This window comes from Ruegeria sp. AM5, assembly GCF_056540645.1.
Map to the genome: position 1 here is coordinate 212,401 of NZ_JBQFXC010000003.1, position 19,197 is coordinate 231,597.

Annotated in this window: 18 protein-coding genes; 6 read left to right on the top strand and 12 right to left on the bottom strand. The window is 56.7% G+C overall.

The genetic code is table 11. From position 1 onward, the window contains the following. Window positions 1–7 precede the first annotated feature (7 nt). Entirely contained in the window at window positions 8–211 is a 204-nt protein-coding gene (locus ACR0AH_RS10655; RefSeq protein ID WP_170392147.1) for a hypothetical protein, read from the bottom strand. A gap of 650 nt (window positions 212–861) precedes the next feature. Here ACR0AH_RS10655 and ACR0AH_RS10660 point away from each other — a divergent pair. Further along, entirely contained in the window at window positions 862–2,013 is a 1,152-nt protein-coding gene (locus tag ACR0AH_RS10660; protein WP_170563885.1) for a DcaP family trimeric outer membrane transporter, read from the top strand. Window positions 2,014–2,099: 86 nt separating this feature from the next. Here the strand turns inward: ACR0AH_RS10660 and ACR0AH_RS10665 are convergent, their stop codons facing one another. From ACR0AH_RS10665 to ACR0AH_RS10675, 3 genes are all read right to left on the bottom strand, one after another. Continuing rightward, window positions 2,100–2,453 (bottom strand): hypothetical protein, encoded by a 354-nt coding sequence (locus tag ACR0AH_RS10665; protein WP_170392151.1) that lies wholly within the window; start codon window positions 2,451–2,453, stop codon window positions 2,100–2,102. A gap of 136 nt (window positions 2,454–2,589) precedes the next feature. After that, on the bottom strand, window positions 2,590–3,069 hold the full coding sequence (locus tag ACR0AH_RS10670) for a DUF6497 family protein (RefSeq protein WP_480439172.1): 480 nt from the start codon (window positions 3,067–3,069) through the stop codon (window positions 2,590–2,592). A gap of 28 nt (window positions 3,070–3,097) precedes the next feature. Beyond that, window positions 3,098–4,630, bottom strand: a complete 1,533-nt coding sequence (locus ACR0AH_RS10675; protein WP_170563888.1) for an acyl-CoA carboxylase subunit beta — start codon at window positions 4,628–4,630, stop codon at window positions 3,098–3,100. 181 nt (window positions 4,631–4,811) lie between these two features. Between ACR0AH_RS10675 and ACR0AH_RS10680 the strand changes: the two genes are divergently transcribed. Further along, the gene (locus ACR0AH_RS10680) at window positions 4,812–6,017 is read left to right on the top strand and encodes a multidrug effflux MFS transporter (RefSeq protein WP_170420747.1); all 1,206 of its coding nucleotides are present in this window, start codon (window positions 4,812–4,814) and stop codon (window positions 6,015–6,017) included. Between the two features lie 64 nt (window positions 6,018–6,081). Beyond that, window positions 6,082–7,482, top strand: a complete 1,401-nt coding sequence (locus ACR0AH_RS10685) for a helix-turn-helix domain-containing protein (RefSeq protein ID WP_480591900.1) — start codon at window positions 6,082–6,084, stop codon at window positions 7,480–7,482. 56 nt (window positions 7,483–7,538) lie between these two features. Here ACR0AH_RS10685 and ACR0AH_RS10690 read toward each other — a convergent pair whose 3' ends face one another. From ACR0AH_RS10690 to ACR0AH_RS10715, 6 genes are all read right to left on the bottom strand, one after another. Next, entirely contained in the window at window positions 7,539–7,778 is a 240-nt protein-coding gene (locus tag ACR0AH_RS10690) for an HP1242/YdcH family protein (protein WP_170392158.1), read from the bottom strand. Window positions 7,779–7,911: 133 nt separating this feature from the next. Further along, entirely contained in the window at window positions 7,912–9,570 is a 1,659-nt protein-coding gene (gene betA / locus ACR0AH_RS10695; protein ID WP_480591903.1) for a choline dehydrogenase, read from the bottom strand. A gap of 88 nt (window positions 9,571–9,658) precedes the next feature. After that, window positions 9,659–11,167, bottom strand: coding sequence for a choline-sulfatase (gene betC / locus ACR0AH_RS10700; protein ID WP_170732949.1), 1,509 nt, complete (start codon window positions 11,165–11,167; stop codon window positions 9,659–9,661). Then, window positions 11,164–11,736 (bottom strand): choline-binding transcriptional repressor BetI, encoded by a 573-nt coding sequence (gene betI / locus ACR0AH_RS10705; RefSeq protein ID WP_170392164.1) that lies wholly within the window; start codon window positions 11,734–11,736, stop codon window positions 11,164–11,166. The genes betC and betI overlap by 4 nt, the downstream gene beginning before the upstream one ends. Window positions 11,737–11,793: 57 nt before the next feature. Beyond that, window positions 11,794–12,726, bottom strand: a complete 933-nt coding sequence (locus ACR0AH_RS10710; protein ID WP_480591905.1) for a DMT family transporter — start codon at window positions 12,724–12,726, stop codon at window positions 11,794–11,796. A 40-nt stretch (window positions 12,727–12,766) separates the two neighbouring features. Further along, on the bottom strand, window positions 12,767–13,366 hold the full coding sequence (locus tag ACR0AH_RS10715) for a LysE/ArgO family amino acid transporter (protein WP_170392168.1): 600 nt from the start codon (window positions 13,364–13,366) through the stop codon (window positions 12,767–12,769). 84 nt (window positions 13,367–13,450) lie between these two features. Here ACR0AH_RS10715 and ACR0AH_RS10720 point away from each other — a divergent pair, with 84 nt between their 5' ends. Next, window positions 13,451–14,344: a LysR family transcriptional regulator ArgP gene (locus ACR0AH_RS10720; RefSeq protein WP_170392170.1), complete on the top strand. Its 894-nt coding sequence runs from the start codon at window positions 13,451–13,453 to the stop codon at window positions 14,342–14,344. On the opposite strand, the gene ACR0AH_RS10725 is transcribed toward ACR0AH_RS10720, so the two are convergent. Both ACR0AH_RS10725 and ACR0AH_RS10730 read right to left on the bottom strand, forming a co-directional pair. Then, the gene (locus tag ACR0AH_RS10725; protein WP_480591908.1) at window positions 14,341–15,615 is read right to left on the bottom strand and encodes an MFS transporter; all 1,275 of its coding nucleotides are present in this window, start codon (window positions 15,613–15,615) and stop codon (window positions 14,341–14,343) included. The genes ACR0AH_RS10720 and ACR0AH_RS10725 overlap by 4 nt on opposite strands. Before the next feature lie 172 nt (window positions 15,616–15,787). Further along, window positions 15,788–16,528 carry a YebC/PmpR family DNA-binding transcriptional regulator gene (locus ACR0AH_RS10730; protein WP_170392173.1) on the bottom strand — a complete coding sequence of 247 codons (741 nt, stop codon included), beginning with the start codon at window positions 16,526–16,528 and terminating at the stop codon, window positions 15,788–15,790. A 110-nt stretch (window positions 16,529–16,638) separates the two neighbouring features. On the opposite strand from ACR0AH_RS10730, the gene ACR0AH_RS10735 reads away from it, so the two are divergent. Both ACR0AH_RS10735 and ACR0AH_RS10740 read left to right on the top strand, forming a co-directional pair. Next, window positions 16,639–18,411, top strand: coding sequence for an SLC13 family permease (locus tag ACR0AH_RS10735; RefSeq protein WP_170732952.1), 1,773 nt, complete (start codon window positions 16,639–16,641; stop codon window positions 18,409–18,411). 16 nt (window positions 18,412–18,427) lie between these two features. Beyond that, entirely contained in the window at window positions 18,428–19,162 is a 735-nt protein-coding gene (locus tag ACR0AH_RS10740; RefSeq protein WP_480591911.1) for a glutamine amidotransferase, read from the top strand. Window positions 19,163–19,197 lie beyond the last annotated feature (35 nt).

The following is a 19,197-nucleotide window of genomic DNA, read 5'->3' on the forward strand; positions in this document are numbered from 1 at the left end:
TTCAGCTTTAGTTACAGTTGTTCTGGGTCTTGCAGTAAAGCACGTTGCCCGCAGCCCCGACTGCCGCCCCAAGCAGCGGATCTGCACTGAGGACCGCCGCCCCCAGAGCCCCCGCACCGCCGCCAAGGATCGCCTGTTCACCGGTCGAGCCACCGCAGGCCGCCAAACCCGCGCAGGTTGCCAACGCAAGAGAAATTCGTTTGATTCGCATGGTTTCTGCCCTTCTAGATTTTTTGCAGTCTTTGAGAGCAGATGCCGATTTCGCGCCTTGTTATGCAACAACACGGACCACAAACTTGCGAATTGCGCAGGTTTTTGCCGTTTTTTGTCCAAACCTGACAAAAAGAAAACCGCGGACAGAACTCTGTGGGGAACACAAGCCTGCCCGCGGAAGGAAGGGGTACGGAATAGTAGGTGCTTGTGCGACGCAGGCAAAGTAGAGCCGCACGGCCCAATCACTGTGCACAGCACAATTCTGGCCGCCAACCAGTTATTGTTTCCATCTGAGATTCCGGCTGAAACCTGCCCATCCAGCGCGGCACCACGCAGATTTGCGCCGACGTCGTAATCGCCCGGACAGCGACGACTACGTCTGAAATCTGTCACGTTCCTGTTACAAATCGAAGACTTGTAGCGAGGCAGTGCGCGAGGCACCTCACGCAACATCACTACAAACTCACGCAAAAATCCTTCCGGTGACAGTAACTTAGATTCCGGTTTCACCGCAGTGTGAAACGTCACATGTCTACCGACACTTTTGCTTGAAAAATTGAGAGCATCTTCTCTCAACTTGGTGATTTCCCAAGAATTCAGTTGCGTGGAACGGTGCCCCTGCACACTCGCACACAAGGAACTATCCATATGATAACAAAGGGTAAAACTGCTAGCCTGCTCGCTGCCAGCGCGCTTTCCGTGACCGGTATGCAAGCCTTGGCGCAAGATGCACAAACTCAGGCTGAACTGGATGCACTGCGCGCCCGGGTCGAAGCGCTGGAATCCTCCAATCCCGGGTCTGGCACTGGGGATCTGCAGATCGGCAACACCACTCTGGACGTCTACGGTTATGTCAAAGCCGACTTCTTCTATGACTTCGAATACGATCAGGGCGACACCGCATTCGTAAACGTGATTGGTGAACCCTCGGCCGAGACAGATGGTACGTTTGGCGCCACAGTCCGTCAGTCTCGTATCGGGCTGCGCACCAGCACGCCTTCGGGAATCGGAGACATTCAGGGCCAGATCGAAGTCGATGCCTTCGGCTCGGACGGAACCGCCGAATTCCGAATTCGTCATGCCAATATCCGAATTGGGGAACAATGGCTGATCGGACAATACTGGACCAATTTCCAACCTCTGGACACCTACCCGACCTCGGTGGAATTTAACGGGCCGGTCGGGATCGCTTTCGCGCGCGTTCCGCAGGTGCGCTACACCAACAATATCGGATCGAATACCACCTTCGCCGTTTCCGTTGAAGAAAACGTCGGCGGCTCGGATTCGGATGATCCTGTGCTGACTGGTTCGGTCGAATACAACGATGGCAAATACATCGCTCGTGCCTCGGCGCTCTACGGCAAGGCGCAATCCGGCGACGTCGAGGTCGATCAGACCGGTTTCTCTTTGTCGGGCTCGATCCGACCGTGGGAAGGTGGGTTGTTTCAGGTCAACTATGTCAACGGCGAGGCACTTGGCCCCTACCTGATCGGCTTGGGTGACGCAGTCGTCGGGGGTCAGGCCAACGATGTTGATGGCTACACCATCGAATTCCGTCAGGACCTGAGTTCCAAATGGAACGTCGGCATCGCCTATGGCAAGGAAGACTACGACCTGCCTACCTCGACCGGTACTTTGTCGTTCACCGAGCTTGAGACGATCCACGTCAATGCCTTTTACAAGGCGACAGACAACCTGACGCTCAGCGCCGAATACATCTATGGAGAGCGGAACGACACAATTTCCGGCGACACATTCGACGGCAATCGTGTCCAGTTGGCCGCGCAACTCAACTTCTGATGAAAACAGCCTACCCTGCCCATTAGCGGGCAGGGTTCCAGTGTCACTGATCATCTGAGTGTTATGTGCGGCAGCCCCGGTCACAATCAGCGCACTCCGTCGAACACGTCAGGGAAAGATTGGCGCGCGGCGTCCAGATTGATCACCAGCAGAGCATCGTAGCTTGCAGGATCAAACGGGTCTTCGGCGGCGACAACCTCACGCCCGAACAGCCAACTTAGACGGCCCGCGTCCAGATTGCCTCGCTCAAAGGGCTGATCACCAAAATGCGCCCATAACGCCTCGATAAACGCGACATCTGCGCGCTTGTCGGCGGGTTTGCGATCGCGAAAGCGTTCTCGCTGGGTCAGCGGCGTAACGCCCTTGGGATTGGCCCGCCGAATGGTGAACTGGAAGTCTGTTCCGGGCAAACGTCCGGGGAAACCGCGATGTTTCAGCATTGCGAAACCTCAACGGACAAGTTCCAGATATGGCAGGCCATCGGACATGCCTGCGGGATTGAAGTGATCATGCGAACCTCCAGAGCTGCATCACTGTATCGGGACACTCTGAGACCGTGACATTGTTGGTTCATGGTCAGAGCCCCTCCCAGATACACCGGGATTGATCCAGCCGGTAGGCTTCGAAGAACTGCGTTGCGTCAGGTTCGGAGGTGCCGAACGCTACCGGTCTGTCCGAAAACGAAATCACAATCCGGGCAGGCTGCAATTCGTGCTGGGCCACGTAAGGCACCGCCAGTGTTTCACACAAATGCTCCATGTCGACTACGGCGACATCATATGTGATACGACCTGCAGTCGATCCGATCTTGGGTGCAATGAACCGAAACCGCACCCAAAGCTCACCCGGATTGGTGTCCAGAAGCACATCGCTAAGCTCGACCGGTTGACCCGACGGCACGGGCAGCAGGTTTGAGGCCAGCGCCGAACCTACTCCGACCAGCAACGTAAAAACCCCGGCGCATCCCCGGATCCGCCAGCGGCGGCTTCCTTCCTCTGGGGGAGCGTGCAGAGTAGTTGCAACCTGCACGGTCTTATGTCCGGTCAATCGGGGCATTTACGGCTCGGGCCTCCTCGGCGGGCATTTACAGCGGGATATTGTCGTGCTTTTTCCAAGGGTTCTTCAGTTGCTTGCCGCGCAGGCTCGCAAATGCACGTGATACACGGCGGCGGGTCGATTGTGGCATGATCACCTCGTCGATAAAGCCGCGCTCGGCCGCGACGAAGGGATTTGCGAACCGGTCCTCGTAGTCCTGAGTGTGTTTCGCAATCTTGTCGGCGTCGCCCAGATCGGCGCGGTGGATGATTTCGGTCGCGCCCTTTGCGCCCATCACCGCGATCTCAGCCGTGGGCCACGCATAGTTGAAGTCGCCGCGCAGGTGTTTGGAGGCCATAACATCATACGCGCCACCGTAGGCCTTACGCGTGATTACGGTGACCTTTGGCACGGTCGCTTCGCCATAAGCAAATAGCAGTTTCGCGCCGTGCTTGATCACGCCGCCATACTCCTGCGAAGTGCCCGGCAGAAAGCCCGGAACATCAACAAGCGTCAGGATCGGGATTTCAAAGCAATCACAGAACCGCACGAACCGGGCCGCTTTTCGGGAACTATCGATGTCCAAACATCCTGCCAATACCATGGGTTGGTTGGCCACGACGCCCACGGTCTGCCCTTCAAGCCGGATAAAACCGGTGATGATGTTCTTAGCGTAGTCTTCCTGAATCTCGTAAAAATCACCCTCATCCGCCACTTTGGTGATCAGTTCCTTCATGTCGTACGGCGTGTTCGGATTGTCCGGGATCAGCGTATCCAGCGATGTCTCGACCCTGTCAGGGCTGTCAAAAAACGGACGAACTGGCGGTTTCTCGCGATTGTTGAGCGGAAGGAAGTCGACAAGACGGCGCACCTCGGCCAGGGCCTCCACATCGTTTTCAAACGCACCATCAGCGACCGAAGACTTTTTGGTGTGGGTTGAAGCCCCGCCCAATTCCTCTGCCGTCACGACCTCATTGGTGACGGTCTTCACAACGTCTGGGCCGGTTACGAACATGTACGAGGTGTCTTTGACCATGAATATGAAGTCGGTCATCGCAGGACTGTAAACCGCACCACCTGCACACGGCCCCATTATCACGCTAATCTGTGGCACGACGCCTGAGGCCATGATGTTACGCTGGAACACCTCAGCATATCCGGCCAATGAAGCGACGCCCTCCTGAATCCGCGCCCCGCCCGAGTCGTTGATCCCGATCACCGGCGCTCCGTTTTGAACTGCCATATCCATGATCTTGCAAATCTTCTGCGCATGGGTTTCTGACAGCGAGCCACCGAATACGGTGAAATCCTGGCTGAAGACGTAGACCATTCGACCATTGATTGTACCCCAGCCTGTGACCACCCCGTCACCAGCAGGCTTTTGTTTCTCCATTCCGAAATCAGTGCAGCGATGGCTGACAAACATGTCAAACTCTTCAAAGCTGCCTTCGTCTACCAGCAACTCGATCCGTTCGCGTGCCGTCAGCTTTCCGCGGGCGTGTTGCGAGTCGATGCGTTTTTGCCCACCACCCAATCGCGCGTTGTTGCGACGGCCTTCGAGCTCGGAAAGGATGTCTTTCATGTCGGTAGTCTCCCAAGAGAATTTGCGCGACCATAACGAGTTGGGATCGGCGGCCAAAGAAGTTTTCGGCAAATTTGCAAATATTTGGCAACACTATTTGAGATAACTGCAAATTTGTTAATTAACACAACAAGCCAAACTGCCGATGGCATTTCGCGCGATCAGGGTCTAAAGGTAAACCATGCAGTTCAGTTCACCCTCTGTCAGCCGCACGCCCCCCACGCTTGCAACACTCGTTTTGTTGTCAGGATTGTCGGCTCTGAGCATGAATCTGTATCTGCCCAGCCTTCCCTTTATGGCGACGTATTTTCAGACTGATTACAAGGTGATGCAGCTTTCGATCGCGCTTTATCTTCTGGTCAACGCGGCACTGCAAATCTTAATAGGACCCATTGCCGATAAGGCCGGACGTCGGCCTGTACTGCTGTGGGGACTCGCCCTTTTTCTGCTGGCAACGCTGGGGTGTATATACGCCCCAAATGTCGAGACCTTTCTGGCCTTCAGAATGTTTCAGGCCGTCATTGTCGTTGGTATTGTCTTAAGTCGTGCGGCTGTGCGGGACATGTACGAACAGGACCAGGCTGCTTCGATGCTCGGATATGTCACCATGGGAATGGCAGTTGTCCCAATGATCGGCCCTGCAGTTGGCGGGCTTCTCGAAGAAACTTTTGGCTGGAAAGCCAATTTCTGGCTACCCTTTGCCCTTGCGGCGCTAGCGTTGGTGCTGACCTACCAAGATTTTGGCGAAACCGCCGCCGCAAGCGGCAAAACACTGATGCAGCAATTTCGCGAATACCCTGAACTGCTGAAATCGCCCCGCTTCTGGGGCTATTCCCTGTCCTCAGCTTTCTCTTCAGGCGCGTTCTTTGCCTATCTCGGGGGCGCACCCTTTATCGGGACCGAAGTTTTCGGCATGACAGCCGCCGAGGTCGGCATCTACTTTGGCGCGCCTGCGATTGGCTATTTCTTCGGTAACTTCATCAGCGGTCGATTCTCGGTTCGCTTCGGCGTCAACCGAATGGTGCGTTGGGGATGCTGGCTGAATGCAATTGGCGTGGCCCTATCAGCTTTGTTGTTCCTAGTGGATTTGGGAACGGCGCTCAGCTTCTTTGGCCTGATGACCTTCGTCGGGTTAGGTAACGGCATGGCGATCCCGAATGCGACTGCCGGATCGCTTTCGGTCCGCCCGCATCTGGCGGCTACTGCCTCTGGTTTGAGCGGTGCGATCATGTTGGGCGGCGGCGCGGCACTCAGCGCATTGGCAGGCGCATTGCTGACGCATGAGACAGGAGCGATGCCTCTGCTTTGGCTGATGCTGGCAACCGCCGCCCTGGCAATCTGCGCGATCAGCGTTGTTATCTGGCGCGAACGGCAATTGGGTCTGTAGACGGCTTGCGCGGCAGGGTTTGCAAAGTTAGCCTGCAGATTCAGTAAAGCTGCAAAGAACCGCCATGGCCACTCAGAAATTATACGCTGGCGCCAAGCTGCGCGAAATGCGCACACGCCTGACCCTCACGCAGAAGGATTTCGCCGCAAAACTGGGCGTTTCACTGCCCTATTTGAACCAGATGGAGAATAACAACCGGCCGATTTCGACGACCGTTGTTCTGGCACTGGCGCAAGAGTTTGGTATGGATGTGACCGAACTCAGCACAGGGGATAGCGAACGATTGGTTTCGGATATGCGCGAAGCACTGGCCGATCCGGTGTTCGCCGAAACGGCGCCCCCTCTGGCTGATCTCAGGCTCACCGCTTCAAATGCGCCCGCGCTTGCACGCGCGTTCATCGAGTTACACCGCGCCTATCGCCAGACCCATGAACGCCTCGCCTCGCTCGACGAGGCATTGGGCCGCGAGGATGCCCGTATTCAGGCCAGCCCATGGGAAGAGGTGCGCGATTTCTTTCACTACTGCGACAATTATATTGACGCCGTTGACCGCGCCGCCGAACGCTTCGCCAGCCGTGCCGATGAAACCAGCGATATTCGGAAAGTCGCCCTGAACAGCCTGTCAGAACGCGGCATTCACGTCACTTTCGCCGACACAGAAACCTTACGCAGCTACAATGCTGGTGACAAAACCCTGCGCCTTTCCTCGCGCGCCGCACCACAAACGCAGGTCTTCCAACTGCTGCTGCAGGTGGCGTTGATCAGTCAGGATAAGCTGCTTGAAGCAACGCTAGATTTCGCCCGTTTCCAAAGCGATGAGGCCCGCGCCATCGCCAAGATTGGCCTCGCCAACTATTTTGCCGGGGCTTCGCTGATGCCTTACGGCGCTTTCCTGTCCGCAGCGCAAGACTATCGGCATGATTTGGAGCTGCTCAGCAACCGGTTCGGGGCATCGATTGAACAGGTGGCGCACCGCCTGTCCACGCTACAGCGCCCCGGCGCAAAGGGGGTTCCGTTCTTTTTTGTCCGTGTCGATCAGGCCGGAACGATCACCAAACGCCATTCAGCTACGCGCTTGCAATTTGCCCGTTTCGGCGGTGCCTGCCCACTCTGGAATGTCCACCGGGCATTCGAGACCCCGGGTCATTTCCTGCAACAGCTAGCCGAGACACCGGATGGCGTCCGCTATATCTCATTGGCTCGTGATGTTTCAAAATCCGGAGGCTCGTTCGGTGCTCCTGTCCGCCGCTATGCCATCGCCTTGGGATGTGAGGTTCGTCATGCCGAAGCATTGGTCTACGCCGATAATCTCGACATAAACAACGCGAGCGCTTACGAGCCCATCGGCATATCCTGCCGCATCTGCGAGCGTCAAACCTGCCACCAAAGATCAGTCCCACCGTTAGAGCGCCGCCTGACCATCGACGCCCATAGCCGCGGCACCCTGCCTTATGAGGTCACCTGATCTTCGCCTGGCCATATATATCCTGCGAGTCCGGGGGCAGAGCCCCCGCCTAATCCTCAGCTTTTTGACAAGATCGCCCAGATCTCGTCTTTGAGCGCCGCGCGTTTCTTGCGCAAATCAACCTCGGCCAATTCCTCCATCGGTTCGACGTTGGTTTCAGCCCGATGCACGGTGCGGTTGACCTCATGATACTCATCCGCAAGTCGGGCAAAATGCGCATCCGTTTGCTTGAGCTGACTCATCACTTCGAGCTTGTCGGGGAACTCTTCAGCCAGTTCATGCGGGGTATGAGACATCCAGTTGGCTCCTTGTTTCAGCGTTACATCCCAAGGCTAAACATGACTGTCGCACTCCGCTTTGACGCCGATCAAATTCCGAGCGCAATCAACCAGCTTTCAGGATAAATGCACGCCGTGGGTTTTGGATGTGTCAGCGCTGTGCCGTTGCCCATCTCGGACTTATCCAGGGCTGGTCGTTCGCTTTGGGCAGAGGGTCTTTCTGCAGCAAATGGTCCGACACCTTTTCACCCACCATGATCGACGGCGCGTTCAGATTGCCATTGGTGATTTGCGGGAAAATCGAGCTATCGGCGACGCGCAATCCATCCACCCCAATCACACGCCCCTGCGGGTCGACAACGGCATCCTTGTCATCCGGACGGCCCATGCGGCAAGTCCCGCAAGGGTGATAGGCGCTTTCGGCATGCTCAGCGATAAAGGCATCTAGCTCATCGTCCGACTGAACCTCCGCCCCCGGTTGGATCTCTTTACCGGCAAAGGGTTTGAACGCCTGCTGTCCAAAGATCTCTCGGGTCAAGCGAATGCAGGTTCTGAAGTCTTCCCAATCCGAATCATGGCTCATGTAGTTGAACCGGATCACCGGCGCGTCTTCGGCTTTGGCAGATCGCAGAGTCACAGCGCCGCGCGAGGGCGACCGCATTGGCCCCACATGCGCCTGGAATCCGTGCCCTTCGGCTGCCGCCTGCCCGTCATAGCGAACCGCCATCGGCAGAAAATGATATTGTATGTCAGGATATTCCACACCCGGTTTCGAACGCACGAAGGCGGCGCTTTCAAATTGGTTCGATGCACCAAGGCCTGTTTTGGTAAACAGCCATTGCGCTCCGATCATTCCTTTGCTGATCAGGTTCCAATGCTTGTAAAGCGTGATCGGCTGGATCGAGGCCTGTTGGATATAAAGTTCTAGGTGATCCTGCAGATTGGCGCCGACGCCAGGGCGGTCGGCGACCACTTTGATACCGTGCTCGGCCAGGTGCGCCGCGGGTCCAACCCCCGAAAGCATCAGCAACTTAGGCGAATTGATAGACGAAGCCGCCAATACAACCTCGCGCCGCGCTGTGATCACTTCCCGTTTGCCACCCCGGATCAATTCGACCCCGGATGCGCGCCCGGATTCAATAATCACGCGCGCCGCAAGACCCCGGATGATTTCGCAGTTTTGCCGCTTGAGCGCTGGCCTAAGGTACGCATTCGCCGCCGACCAGCGCCGTCCTTTCCAGACGGTCTGCTCCATCGGCCCAAAACCTTCTTGTTTCTCACCGTTATAGTCGCCAGTGACCTCATATCCAGCCTGCTGACCTGCATCGACGAACGCCTTAAACAGCGGATTTTCACGAGGCCCTCGCGACACGTGCAGAGGTCCATCCGTGCCTCTCCAAGTGTGATCACCGCCATGACCACCATCATGCCAGGTTTCCATGCGCTTGTAGTACGGCAGCACATCTGCATAGGACCATCCATCTGCACCCATCTCGGCCCAGGTGTCAAAATCCCGCGCGTGACCGCGCACATAAACCATGCCATTGATCGAAGACGACCCTCCGATCACCTTGCCTCTGGGGCAAGCAAGTTGACGATTGTTCAGATGCGGTTCGGGCTCGGATTTGTAGCCCCAGTCATATCGCGACATATTCATCGGATAGCTTAGGGCGGCAGGCATTTGGATGAAGGGTCCGGCGTCAGTGCCGCCATGCTCGATCACCAGAACCGAAGCTCCGGCCTCACTCAGACGGTAAGACATCGCGCAACCAGCAGAACCGGCGCCAACAATGACAAAATCTGCTTCCATATTCGTGTCTCCGTTCACCTTCGGGGCAAGATTTTTCGACGAAAAGTCTCTGCACTTCCGACGGGTGCAATTTCAAAAATGTAAAGGATTACTCGCCACGCGGATAACGCTGGCTATCCTCGACATCGTTCAGGTCCATATGATTGCGCATGTACCGTTCAGACGCTTTCTGAAGAGGCTGATAATCCCAAGGATAATAGCCACCCTGCCGCAGTGCCTCATAAACCACCCAGCGCCGGGCTTGGCTGGCCCTCACATCGGCGTCAAAGCGATCCAAATCCCATCGCGCCTCGGATTTAGCACGCAGTGTTTGCAAGGTGCCTGCATGTTCGGGCAGGCCAGCGAGATTTTCCATCTCATGCGGATCAGCCTCGAGATCGAACAGTTGATCGGGGTCCAATGTACAGCGATTGTATTTCCACTTGCCATAACGCAAAGAGACTAAAGGAGCGTATGAGGCCTCGGCGGCATATTCCATTGCAACCGGCGCGGTTCGGTCTGTGCCCTTTGCCAACGGAACAAGGTCCTCACCATCCGTCCAAGGTGAGATTTCAGCCATATCGACGCCCGCCAACGTACCAAGCGTCGGTGTCACGTCGATCGTCGAAACTGGTGTATCGATGCGACCAACTGGAAGATCGGAGGCAGAAATCATGAGCGGCACGCGGGAAGAGCCCTCGAAGAAAGTCATCTTGAACCATAACCCGCGCTCACCCAGCATGTCGCCGTGGTCGGACACGAACAGTATGATCGCCTCTTGCCGCGTCGTTTCCAGAACCTCCAGTATCTCACCGATCTTGTCATCCAGATATGAGATATTGGCGAAATAGGCGCGACGGGATTTGCGAATATCCTCGGTCGTTATGTCGAAGCTGCGCCAGTCATTGGCATCGAAAATACGTTTGGAATGCGGGTCCTGATTGTCATATCCCAGATCCGCGATCTGTGGCTCAAGATGCTCACAATCTTCATACAGATCCCAGTACTTGCGTCGCGCCACGTAAGGATCGTGTGGGTGCGTGAAGCTGACGGTCACACACCAGGGGCGATCATCCTTGCCGCGTGCAAGGTCATATAGCTTGGCCTTGGCGTTATAAGCGACCTCGTCATCATATTCCATCTGGTTGGAAATCTCGGCAATGCCTGCCCCAGTGACCGAGCCCATATTGTGATACCACCAGTCGATGCGCTCACCGGGTTTACGATAGTCCGGCGTCCAACCGAAATCTGCCGGGTAGATATCAGTGGTCAGACGATCTTCGAACCCGTGCAACTGGTCTGGGCCGACAAAGTGCATCTTGCCGGACAAGCAGGTGTAATATCCTGCACGACGAAGGTGGTGGGCATAGGTCGGGATATCGCTGCTAAACTCGGCGGCGTTGTCATAGACGCCAGTGCGCGATGGCAGTTGACCCGACATAAAGCTCGCACGTCCCGGAGCACAGAGCGGCGAGGCAGTGTATGCATTTGCGAAACGCGTTGATCTTGCCGCCAGCTTCTTCAGGTTCGGCGCATGCAACCATTCTGCAGGACCGTCGGGGAAGAGGGTCCCGTTGAGCTGATCCACCATCAGGATCAGAATATTCGGCTTTGTCATTTTTCGGCCTCTAGGAAAACTCTCAGTACCCGCAGCGCATGGGTGACTGCCCGCTGCGGCTCTTGTGGGGAATTCAGTGCAGAGTGGATGTACAACCCATCGATCAGCGCGATCATACCTTCGGCAGCCTCGCTCGGGTCACTCATATGTGGACGCAACGCATGGATCAGGTTCGAGCGGATGCGCGCCTGATAGATTTGCCAGAGCCTCAGCGCATCATCGTTGGTTTGCGCCAAAACATAAAAAGTCATCCAAGCTGCGATAACATCCGGTGTGAAACACGATGGCGCGAAACAGGCGCGAATGATGGCCTGTGCGCGCTCTTCCGGATCTGCCGTGCTGAGTTGTGCGCGCGCTTCAGATCCAAAATCCGTTAGGATACGCCGCATCGCGGCTAGGAATATCTGTTCTTTGCCCCCAAAGTAATGATGCGCCAATGCACTGGACATACCTGCGCGTTTGGCGATCTGGCTAACGGTGACATCAAGGGATTTTTGCGCGCCAAGCTCGGCGATCGTCGCCTTGACGATCGCGTCCCGCCGGATCGGCTCCATTCCGAGTTTTGGCATCTTCGCCTCTTCGCCATACCTGAGTGCAAGGAAGGCTAAGCGGTTTTTATTGACTCGTCAATCAATAACGGTTTTTGGTTTCGCCGGTGGGGTCTCAGAACCTTGCGGCGGTGTGCCGCCACGGCTCAGCACGGCTTCACGCCAGGTGATGAAGCTGACGGCAGCCAGGATCAGAGTGCCTCCTGCAATTACCCAGATGTCGATGCGTTCATGGAATGCCAAAGCGCCGAGCAAAGTGGCCCAGATCAGCTGCAGGAACGTCACCGGCTGGGTCACGGCCACCGGGGCAGCCTGCAATGCAAGCGTCATGAAATAGTGCCCCGCAGTCGCAAAGCTGGCGACGATGAAAAGTATACCAAGATCGCGCAGGCTGGGCGGCTCCCAAACCGCGACGGCGAAAGGGATAAGCGCGATGGTGACCCATATCGAAAGATGGGCAACAACGGCTGAGGGACGGATATCACGGACCATGACTTTGGCCAGCAGATAGGAACCACCAAGCGCTAGTGCAGCCCCCAGCATCGCTATGTGACCGGGCAATATCTCGCGAAAGCCCGGGCGCAGGATGATCACTACTCCAATCACAGCAACACCAATCGCGGCGATACGACGAAAAGCTAGCTTTTCACCCAAGAACAGTGCCGCACCCACCGTGACGTAGATAGGTGTCATGTAATTCATCGCGGTCACCTCGGCGAGGGGGATGCGCGTCATCGCAAAAAACCAAAGCATGACGGCGATGGCGTGGACCATTCCGCGTAGTCCAAACAGCGTTAGATTGCGCGGGGTCAATGGAGTTCCGAGGATCGCCCGGATTGCGGGCAAAAGAAACACCAGACCCAGGACATAGCGCAAGAATGCCGCTTGAATGGGGTTCATGCTGGTTCCCAGAACCTTCACCAGCGCATTCATACCCACAAAGGACAGCCCGGCCGCAAGCATCCAAAACATGCCAACAAGCGGGCGGTGCTGATCATTAGGTGAGGTCATACAAACGGTTGAACACCGAATTCTGATCCGGGACAACCCTTCACATGATAACAAGTTTCAACGCGATCATAAGCATCACGATTCCGATGATAAAATCAAGAATCTGCCATGCGCGCGGGCGGGCAAAAATCGGTGAAAGCACTCTAGCACCGTAGCCGAGCGAAAAGAAGAAAACGAAACTCGAAGTCATCGCCCCTATCGCAAACCCCATGCGATCTGAATATTGGGCCGATATCGACCCGATCAATACGACCGTATCCAGATATACATGGGGGTTGAGCCAAGTGAAGGCCAGCACGGTCAGCATGGCCGCACGCAGACTGGTGCGCTGCCCTGTTACGGTATCCATCACCGCCCCACCTTGCCAGGCAGACCCAAAACTTCGTAGGGCGTACCAAATCAGAAACACCGCCCCACCATAGCGCATCACCGTTTCAAACCACGGCGCGGCCTGAGCCAGGGTGCCGAACCCTGCAACACCCGCCCCGATCAGTATCGCGTCAGACACTGCGCAGGTCAGGCACAGTGCAAAGACGTGCTCGCGCCGCAGGCCTTGGCGCAGAACAAAGGCGTTCTGAGCGCCTATCGCCAATATAAGGCTAAAACTCAGGGCAAACCCGGCAATCATTGATGGGAACATGCAGCCTCCTGTCGATGCTCGTTGACTACATGGCCGGTGTGAATCTATCAAATTAATGATGATTACCCAGATTAAGTAACTCTAATGCTCCTCGACCCTCATCAGCTCTCAGCATTGGCGGCGATCTTGCGACACGGCAGCTTTGAGGCCGCAGCCGCAGAGCTATCCGTCACCCCGTCGGCTATTTCGCAGAGGATCAAGGCGTTGGAGGATCGTGTTGGTGCGGCCCTTATTCATCGCGGCACCCCATGCATCGGCACTCCGGCGGGTCTGCGGATCGCCCGTCATGCCGAAGATATCGGTCTGTTGGAGGCAAAGCTGGCGCGAGAGCTGACTTTGGATCAGCGTGAAGGTCCGGTACGGGTTCGCGTCGCGCTACCGGCTGACAGTCTGGCCACATGGTTTATCGACGCGATGGCGCGCGCCGAAGACATACTGTTCGACCTTGTAATTGACGATCAGGACCATTCGGCTGACTGGCTGCGGCGTGGCGACGTAAGTGCGGCGATAACGGTGGGTGGTCAGAACATTACCGGATGCGATGCCATTGCGTTGGGCACTTTGCGCTATTTGCCGACCGCGAGCCCTGGCTTCATGCAACGGTGGTTTTCTGATGGGGTTTCCGCCAAATCCCTGGCACAGGCCCCCTGCTTGACCTTTAACCGCAAGGATAATCTGCAGAAATCCTGGATATATGCCCAGACAGGCAGCCGTCTTTCGCCACCGTCTCACTTTCTGCCGTCCACAAATGCCTTTGTTGACGCGGCAATCGCCGGATTAGGATGGGGTATGAACCCCGAAAGCCTTGTAAGAAGAGCGATCGCAAATGGGCAGATCTGCGAAGTAATCCCCGATGCGCCGCTCGATATCGAACTGACCTGGCAGATCGGGCGCGTCCTTGCCCCCGCCCTTGCACCCTTGACCCAAGCGGTACGCCGCGCGGCAACGCAGCAACTGATCGCACCGGCGGCACATTAGGCCTGCAACTCTGAAGCCTTTTGCGGTTTCGCGATGCGGTAACAGCTAAATGCCGCCCAGATGCTGGCCAGCACGATAAACACGATGGCAGCTGCAACCTCGTGCATATGTGCAACCGCGGCCAAAATTGCGGACAGTGCAACGGCAGCGAGTCTGCAGATGGATTTGATGGCTGCTGCGCCCTGAATACGTTGTTCCTTGGGCGCAACGTCTAAAAAATAAAGCTGGCGCGCACTGGAAATTCCAGTTGTCGCCACCGAGACGACAAACAGAGCAATGGCGTGCAAGTGAACTTCGTGATCGATACCGGCATAGTGGAACGCCAACAAAACGATCCCTGTCACTGCGACCAACAAGTTGCCCGCGACCATCACGGTACGGTGTGATTTCATGTTCACCAGTTGCCACAAGGGCGCCGAGACCAGATAGCCGGACGCGGATGAGATGATCATGGCCGTCAAACCCTTGGCCGAGTTGTGATGTGCCTCGGCAGCGATGAGCGCAAAAAACGGAACCGACAGCGATACGACAACCAAAGGAAGCCGCAGAGCCATATAGCGCCGGAACCATGGCTGTTCGAACATACTTACGATTCCGGAGATGATGTTCTGCAGCGATTGACGTCCTGCACCTTTAGGTTTTCCATTACCGGATTCATCGGGGGCGATCTCGGCCATGCCGAGAATGCATAATGCTGAAAACAAGAAAAACACGACCGAGGCCGCAATCACCGCGGAATGCCGCGAGAATGGCGGGTACTCTTTCGTGATCTCGTGTATCAGCAACACCAAGCCGATGGCACAAAGACCTCCCGCGCCCAATTGGAGATAACGGATAACCATCCGGGATTTCGATTTCAGATGATCGCCCAACAGGTCAGACAGCATCAGGGATTGGCTTTCTTCAATAAGCCCAATCATGAAAAAGGCGATCACAAAGGCAATGGCCGTCAATGAGACACTGCCGGTAGCCGCGATCAAAAGGGCCATCAGAAGGCAACCGCCAATTCCGATCTCGGTCAGGGCAATCCCGCGTTTCTTCCGCGCCTGCGCAGCAATGGAGCGGGCGAAAAACACGTCCGAGATCATGCTGCCAACCATGCGGATCGACACCAATGCACCGGCAAGGAACATCGGTAACTCCAGCGAGACCGCAAGGAATGGCAATACGATAGACGGGCTGCCCAAAGTCCACGCCACCTGGGAAAGGATACTTTGGCTAGCCAGAACCGGGACATTTCGTCGGGCCGGATCAGTCGATTTACTCGCCATTTGCGATGCTCTGCATGATGTGCCTACGGTTGCCTTTCAGGTCCTTCAGCCTCAATGATCTGAGTTTAATCGCAAGAGGCTTCAGGACCAAGGCTTGTGTAAAACGCGCAGCTGCAACAGAAAAACCCGGCCGCTGGGCCGGGTTTGGTTCATCTGGCGTTTGTCCGATACATCAGAGCTGCGCCATAACCTCGTCGGTCGCTTCGAAGTTAGTGGTCACGCGCTGAACGTCGTCGTCGTCTTCCAATGCATCCACCAATTTCATCAGCTTTTGCATGTCTTCCAGACCCAACTCGGTCGTCGTTGTCGGCTTCCAGACCAGCTTGGTGGATTCGGATTCGCCCAGCGCCTCTTCCAGCGCGTTTGACACATCGTTCAGATCCGTATCTGCGCACCAGATGATGTGACCGTCATCCGAGCTTTCGACATCCTCTGCCCCGGCCTCGATCGCGGCTTCGAAAATCGTATCCGCATCGCCTGCGTCTGCCTGATACACAACTTCGCCCTTGCGGTCGAACATGAACCCGACCGAGCCGGTTTCACCCAAGTTTCCACCATTCTTCGAAAAGGTCGAACGAACAGTCGAGGCGGTACGGTTCCGATTATCGGTCATCGTTTCAACAATCACGGCCACACCGTTGGGACCATAGCCCTCATACCGGATTTCTTCGTATTCATCGCCCTCGCCTGCTACGGACTTCTTGATCGCACGGTCGATCACGTCCTTGGGCACCGAATTCGACTTGGCCTCTTTCACCGCCAGACGCAGGCGCGGGTTCTTGTCGGGATCGGGGTCGCCCATCTTGGCGGCGACCGTGATCTCTTTCGACAGCTTGGAAAACAGTTTGGACCGCGCGGCGTCCTGACGTCCCTTGCGGTGTTGGATATTGGCCCATTTGGAGTGGCCTGCCATGGTGCGTCCTCGTCATCGTGATTGCGTGTTTGGCGCTCATATAGACGTTTGCGGGGCAAAGGATCAAGAGAGCGGCTTGCCCTGTCTTCGCCCGTGACTATGGTGGCGGTATGACGACAGATCAGATCATTCTTTTTTCCCTTTTCATCGCCGTTTTCGGAATGCTGCTCTGGGGGCGGTTCCGCTATGACCTTGTAGCATTCACCGCCTTGATGATCGCGGTCACGCTGGGTGTGGTGCCCGTTGACAATGCCTTTGCCGGGTTCGGGCACCCGGCCACGATCATCGTGGCGTTGGTGCTGGTGGTTTCTGCCGGTCTTGTGCGCTCGGGTGCAGTGTTCATGATCACGCGCACACTGGTCGACGCATCGCGCGGATTGGGCGCGCATATCGCGCTAATGGGCGGCATCGGGGCGATCCTATCGGCCTTCATGAACAACGTCGCGGCGCTGGCGCTACTGATGCCAGTCGATATCCAGACCGCGCGCAAAGCGGGGCGCCCGGTCGGCCTTAGCCTGATGCCGCTCAGCTTTGCGACGATCCTGGGAGGGATGGCCACGCTGATTGGTACGCCGCCAAATATCATCATCGCCTCGATCAGGGCTGAAACACTGGGCGAACCGTTTCACATGTTCGATTTCGCACCGGTGGGCGGATTGGCTGCAATTGCGGGGCTGGCGTTCGTCGCGCTGATCGGCTGGCGCCTCATTCCCAATCGCGGCGCGCAGGAAGAAACCTCGGAAGTTTTGGCCGAATACATCGCCGAACTGACGATCCCGCCTGAATCGCCCCATATCGGGAAACGGGTCAGTGAGCTTTATGAGGCCGCCGAGAAATCTGACGTCGCTATCATCGGCCTGATCCGGGACGGAAAGCGACGCTATGGTCGATCAACCCACGCAACCCTGCATGAAGGCGATGCGCTTGTTCTGGAAGCACGCCCCGAAGCGCTGGATGAGTTCCGCGCCGCGCTCAATCTGGATTTCTCGGACGCCCGTCGGCAGGAGGTTTTGACTGCCGAAGGCGAAGGGCTGGAAGTGGTTGAAGTCGTTGTCCCCGAAAGCGCGCGCATCACTGGGCGAACTGCGCAGGCGTTAGGACTGGCCTGGCGACAGAGTACAGTCCTGATGGGCATTTCACGCCAAGGGCGCCGGATCACCAGTCAGGTTCGCAAAACCGAGGTCGAGCCCGGCGACATCTTATTGCTGCTGTGCCCGCGCGACCGAGCACCCGATGTCACCGAGTGGCTCGGCTGCCTGCCCCTGGCCGAGCGCGGCTTGAATGTAACCGCGAATGATAAAGCCTGGCTTGCCATCGGCCTGTTTGCCGCAGCCGTGTTGGCGGCCAGTATCGGGCTGATCTATCTGCCGATCGCACTGGGGTTCGTGGTCGTCGCCTATGTGCTGACCAAGATCATGCCGATTGCGGATATCTACAACCACATCGAATGGCCGGTGGTTGTATTGCTGGGGTCAATGATCCCATTGGGCAGCGCGCTTGAAACCTCGGGCGGAACCGAGTTGATCGCCAACGCCTTGATTCAGCTGACCAACGGCCTGCCCGCCTGGGCAATCCTGACCGTACTGATGGTCGTGACGATGACCCTGTCCGATGTGTTGAACAACACAGCCACCGCCATTGTCGCGGCCCCTGTTGGCATTCAGATGGCGCGCACGCTTGAGGTGTCGCCAGATCCGTTTCTGATGACGGTGGCCGTTGCGGCGTCTGCCGCGTTTCTGACGCCCATTGGGCACAAGAACAATACGCTGGTGCTTGGTCCCGGAGGATACCGTTTTGGTGATTACTGGCGCATGGGGCTGCCGCTGGAAATCCTGATCATCGCGGTCTCGATCCCCGCGATCCTTGTGTTCTGGCCGCTTTGATGGCTAAAGGCTGTCTATGAAACGCTTTCTGATCCTGCAACTGCGCCCGGAAACCGATGCATCGGATGCCGAATATGCCTCGATACTGGACAAAACCGGGCTGAGCCCTGCGCAAACTCATCGCATCCGGCTGGATTGCGAAGACCTGCCCGAAGGGTTGGATGTCGTCGATTACGCTGGTGTCATCGTGGGTGGGGGTCCCGGCTGCGTCAGCGACGATCCGACCACCAAATCCGCGCTGGATGCAAAGATCGAAGGCGCAATCATGGGACTGATGCCCCAGATCACTGCGAAAGATCACCCGTTCATGGGCTGCTGCTATGGCTTGGGTATTCTCGCCGTACATTTGGGCGGAGATGTCAGCAAACGGCAATTTGGCGAACCGGTCGGACCGTCCGACTGCCGTCTGACAGAGGATGGCGCCCAAGACCCCTTGACCGCAGGCCTAAAGCCGAAATTCGAAGCGTTTGTGGGACATAAGGAAGCCGTGCAGTTACTGCCGGATGGCTGCGTTCATCTGGTAGCGTCTGACCCCTGCCCGTTTCAGATGATCCGCTGGGGGCAGAATGTCTATGCCACCCAATTCCACCCCGAAGCGGACGCCAAAGATTTTGAGCAGCGGATCAACATCTACAAGGACCACGGCTATTTTCCGCCAGAGGATGCGCAAAGCTTGATCGATATGTGCCATTCCGCAGACGTTACGGAGCCGGGTGAAATCCTGCGCCGGTTTGCTCAACGCTACGGGTGACCCAACGGCGTTGTTGCCTGATCTACGACCCCTCG